Raw genomic sequence first — 4,679 nt, 5'->3', positions numbered from 1 at the left:
TGTTAATGTAAAACAATCTATGATGTCGAATTGGAAGCCTAGTTGGATTTCATCCGAAATTTTCTAATTTGATAAACTGACAATTTAAATGACAATTAGCTTTAATATGTGTTTTATAGCTTCCTTTTCTACACATAGTTCAAAAAAGCATTATTATTTCCACTTTAAAGACACCAAAATATTATTGATAAGATTATATGGGTCGATATTAAATAGTATAATGTAAGAGCTAAAAGTACGTTATATTTTGTATAGTATACGGGCAACAATCATCAAAATATTTATATTACTTGTGTAGGAAGTTTGTTATCTTTTGTTTTCATTACTCTAGACCTCATGTAAATGTATTTGAATCTTTCAAGCTGTGTCAGCTCATCAATACCAATGAATTGATATTCAGAACCCTGATATGTATCGAGGTCATTGTTGTTACTCAAATATCCGAAGGTTAGTGAATTTCCATTGGTAAATGTCCATGAATGTTCTGTTTCATCCCACTTTGGTTTGATGCTTGCATTATTTTGAACTTCCTTTCGATTTAACCACTGACTTGCTTTATGAATTAAAGCTCCTTTACGCTTCAAGTCAGATAAAGTACATCTCAGAATGAGGGCATGATATTCATTATCATCATCCTGAACATAAAACAATGCCCCTCATCAATAAACTTCTTGATTTGGAACCGCCTGGCACCACCTATAAGGACTTCCTTTTCTCTAGCCAGTATCATTTTGGCCTGCTTTGAAAATGGAGAGAATGGAATATATGGATTAGTTCAAGGCAATGTATAGTGGAAGAATAATGTCAAATAATGTAAGATACCTCATATCAGGATTTACAAAAAAATCAGTGGATATATCTGGTTGATGAAATATGCGCCCATCAATATCCGATAGCTCACTTGCTTTAAGGTTTGAATTTTATCATTGGGAACAATAATCTTTTATTCGATGTGCAACATATTATATGCTAGAAAAGTGTTGTTAGAGAATTAACATGAGATTATTCATTGACCATATTAAAGAATCGATAGATTATACATTAAGCGATAAGACAGGAATCATAATAGTCAGTAGTTTAGTAAGTATTGCCTGTTTTATTAACAAAAATAGTTTATCTGACCCGATTTTAAAGGTAATAAATGTATTTCTACTTATTGTTGTAGGATATGGGTCATATGTATCATGGTATGCCCTTAAGGGTAGGGATGAACATCCTCGCTTTAAGAATAATATGAAAAGGCTTGTTTGGGAGGGCTTTAAGAAATCAGTCATTGTATTCATCTATTCAGGATTCTTATATGCGTTGATTCGTTTAGCAAAACTGAGTTATGCTGATGGAAACCTGATATTTACGGTATGTTTTGTTATTTTGTTTATATTACTATATTTATGTTTAATTGCAGGATTGTTAAACAGATATTTGCATAATGGAAAGTTTATAGGGGCTTTCCATCTTCGTGAAATCATAAATTTAATAAAAATATTTGACACCCGTTCTTTCATAAAAGTTATTATTGCTGTTATAATCTCACAGGCATTTGCAGCTTCAGTTGTTATTCCATTTAGTAAAGGCCTTACTCTACTTGATATTATCTATTCAATTGCAACATTCTTTTTAGCACCATTTTTATATATTTCCTCAAAAAGACTTATTGCGTTAAACGTATATGACTTATTGGAAAAACAAGACTGAATATTGTTCTCGCAGATAATGAACCCACCATCACATTAACGGCAAGGGTATTAAAAATCAAAATCTATTTCAACTATGCATATACATCAACTACTTTTCAAAAGTAAGTTTCCATTAACAAATGGCCGTCGTTAATGTTAATTCAGCTTTCAGGTTTGATTATCAAATCGTTAATGTTAATTTAAATTAATATTTCTTGTTTTCTTTTATTTTAAGCTATTGACTCTCACATTAACGGCAAGCGATGTTAATTGATGCAAAGAGAAATGTTGATTTTATTTTGCAACAGGATTTTAAAAATCCAGTACCTATTGAGGTGGGTCGTGGCAGGAAAGATAAAAAGCAAATTACTCATGCAATCAATAATTATGGTGCTGATTATGGAATTATTATCTCAGATACCATAACAAATATTGAAAAAGAAGACAATATCATATATATTCCTCCAAAAACATTTTCATTTTTATAATTATCATAATTATCTTTGAATATATATGTTTTATCTAAATGATGCAAGAATACCACGACCTCTTCAAGGTCGTGGATGAATTGCAAGTTGGGTTATACCTTTGTGAATTGTTATTTATTGGGTTTCATTTGTCATGATAATTGATTTTAATATTTTTTTGTATGGGTATTTGTAATTCAGTGTACTTTCAGTTTTTTTTGGGGGCATTTATTTTTGTATTTTTTTTGATATGTATCACTTTTACAATGGAAAATTTGTAGTTTCATTTGTATTTCACGGGCGTTTATTTAATGTTTCTTGTTGTTTTTTAAACATTTTAGTTGATTTTTGTGGGTGATATTACTTTTCAAATGCTCTCTGGGTATCTTTATATATTAATGGAGCATAAATTGTACTATTATGTGAAGATGGGTTAATAGTGTGGTGTTTTATGTTATGGTGGATGTTAAAAAGGGAATTAAGGTTAAGATTTATCCTACTCAGGAGCAGAAGGATATGTTTCATAAGAATTTTGGTTGCTGTCGCAAGGCCCATAATGTCGTTCTTGACAAATACAATAAAATGCACAGTAAAGATTCCAACCTAAGACCCATATTTACTTTCTTAAATAAACTACTAAATGAAGCCAAGAAGGAATTCTTTTATTTGGAGGATGTAGAATCAACAAGTCTCCAACAGGAAATAAGAGACTTGGCTACATCATTTGATAATTTCTTTAAAAATCCCTCACACTTCAATAAACCCCATTTTCACAAAAAGAAAACAAGTAAACTAGCATTCAGACAAACAATAAGACAAGACATTAGAATCATCCAAAAAAATAAAATGATTCTGAGAAAATATGGCAAAGTAAAATTCCACACAAGCCAAGAATACTTCCAAATACTAAACGACAAAAATACAAAATTCAACAATGTAACAATCTCCTTTGATGGAATAGACTACTTTGCAACATTCAACATTGATTTCACTGAAGAAGAATGGGAACTAACAGGTAAAAAAGTAGGTTGTGATATTAATTCAAATGTAAACGGCTGGCTGGTCACAAGCGATGAGGAAAAGGAATACTTTGACATTGACCATGAAAACCAAATGGTCAAATTAATCAACCGGATAATGGCCAAATGCACAAATGGAAGCAAAAAATGGAAAAAACAGAAAATCAGACTATTAAAATGGTATCATCAACGATCCAATAAACTTGACGACTACATAGAGAAACTTTCAACAGAAATGGTCAAAAAATATGATACCATAGTATTTGAGAAAAATTACTCAAAAATTAAAATATTGATTGGTGGCGAGCAAAACATGGTGTTTCCACTCACAAAATTCATAACTAAACTACAAGACAAATTCGCTAGGCACAAACCTCAAGCAGAAGGCGTAGTATTTGTAGATGCAAAATATACTAGTAAAAAATGTCATTTTTGCGGAAACATCAACCATGAATTAGATGTGAAAACACGAAAATGGAAATGTCCAAACTGCGGTAAAACACTAGATCGTGACACTAACGCAGCCATTAATATTTTGAACCGGTGGGACTACGGGAATAGCCTAGAAAACGCCAAATAAACAAGTGGCACAAAAAAACAAATCTAGGAATCCTCGACTTCTACAAAGTCGAGGTAGTTCAATAGTTATATTTCGAAGATTTTTAATACTGGATGAGTCAAAAATTAGGGTGTGGGAGTTAAAAGTAGTAAATATTTTGCATAATATGCGGCAACAGCTTTAATACTTATTTTAAAAAGAGGTTATATAATTAATAACTGCTTTTTTTCATAAAGTTGTACTTTGGAAAAATTTATTAAATTATAAGATTTAAAATATTATTGTTAATGTTAAATTAAATTACAGAATAGGAGGAATAGTATTGGTTGAAGAAAATGAATTAGACTCTACTTGTGGTATTTCTGATGAAGAGCTAACTGAAAGATTTAAGGAATCTATCAGAATTGATCAAGAAATCTGTAAAATTAAAGGACTTCCTATTGCTGGTTATGATGATGAATTAGATAGTCCCTATATAGAGTATCCTGATGGAAGGAGAGTTTATCCAAATGAAAAATAGACTTCCTGAAGTTATTGTATTTGCAGGCCCAAATGGTAGTGGAAAAACCACCATAACCCGCATGGCCAAAACTATTGGGATTTACATTAATGCTGATGATATTAAGAAATCAAGTTTATGTAGTGATTTAGAAGCTGCCCTAAAAGCTGAAGAGCTTAGAGAATCTATGGTGGAACAAGGTAAAGATTTCACATTTGAAACGGTTCTTTCTACAGATAGGAATCTCAAATTGCTTAAAAAAGCTAAAGAAAAAGGGTATTTTTTAAGATGCATATATGTTTTAACATCAAATCCAGAAATTAATAAGACTCGTGTTGATATCAGGGAATCTATGGGTGGTCATACTGTTCCTGAAGAAAAGATCAAATCAAGATATTATAAGGCACTAGATTTGGTTCCTGAATTAGTTGAAATTTGTGATATTGTCCATATTTATGA

Annotated in this window: 6 protein-coding genes; 5 read left to right on the top strand and 1 reads right to left on the bottom strand. The window is 31.1% G+C overall.

The genetic code is table 11. The features are described 5' to 3' along the window. Positions 1–281: 281 nt before the first annotated feature. Positions 282–650, bottom strand: coding sequence for a terminase large subunit domain-containing protein (locus ACJMLH_RS04350; protein WP_405275070.1), 369 nt, complete (start codon positions 648–650; stop codon positions 282–284). 346 nt (positions 651–996) lie between these two features. Here ACJMLH_RS04350 and ACJMLH_RS04345 point away from each other — a divergent pair, with 346 nt between their 5' ends. The 5 genes from ACJMLH_RS04345 to ACJMLH_RS04325 all read left to right on the top strand — a co-directional run. Next, the gene (locus tag ACJMLH_RS04345) at positions 997–1,695 is read left to right on the top strand and encodes a DUF4013 domain-containing protein (RefSeq protein WP_296799234.1); all 699 of its coding nucleotides are present in this window, start codon (positions 997–999) and stop codon (positions 1,693–1,695) included. 244 nt (positions 1,696–1,939) lie between these two features. Continuing rightward, on the top strand, positions 1,940–2,164 hold the full coding sequence (locus ACJMLH_RS04340) for a hypothetical protein (protein WP_405275068.1): 225 nt from the start codon (positions 1,940–1,942) through the stop codon (positions 2,162–2,164). Positions 2,165–2,599: 435 nt separating this feature from the next. Next, on the top strand, positions 2,600–3,742 hold the full coding sequence (locus ACJMLH_RS04335) for an RNA-guided endonuclease InsQ/TnpB family protein (protein WP_405275066.1): 1,143 nt from the start codon (positions 2,600–2,602) through the stop codon (positions 3,740–3,742). Positions 3,743–4,043: 301 nt separating this feature from the next. Next, complete coding sequence (locus ACJMLH_RS04330) at positions 4,044–4,241, top strand: hypothetical protein (RefSeq protein WP_295727181.1); 198 nt, start codon at positions 4,044–4,046, stop codon at positions 4,239–4,241. Then, on the top strand, positions 4,231–4,679 hold a 449-nt coding region (locus ACJMLH_RS04325; RefSeq protein ID WP_405275063.1), incomplete at its 3' end, for a zeta toxin family protein. The genes ACJMLH_RS04330 and ACJMLH_RS04325, both read left to right, overlap by 11 nt.

Source organism: Methanobrevibacter sp. (assembly GCF_045116495.1).
Lineage (GTDB): Archaea > Methanobacteriota > Methanobacteria > Methanobacteriales > Methanobacteriaceae > Methanocatella.
Note: the sequence above shows the minus strand (reverse complement) of the source record. Positions and strands in the feature narration are given on the sequence as shown.

What these genes read in the sequence shown, in the direction of transcription:
- ACJMLH_RS04335 (WP_405275066.1), top strand. Translation starts at nt 2,600, where the DNA reads ATGGTGGATGTTAAAAAGGGAATTAAGGTTAAGATTTATCCTACTCAG.
- ACJMLH_RS04340 (WP_405275068.1), top strand. Translation starts at nt 1,940, where the DNA reads ATGTTAATTGATGCAAAGAGAAATGTTGATTTTATTTTGCAACAGGAT.
- ACJMLH_RS04345 (WP_296799234.1), top strand. Translation starts at nt 997, where the DNA reads ATGAGATTATTCATTGACCATATTAAAGAATCGATAGATTATACATTA.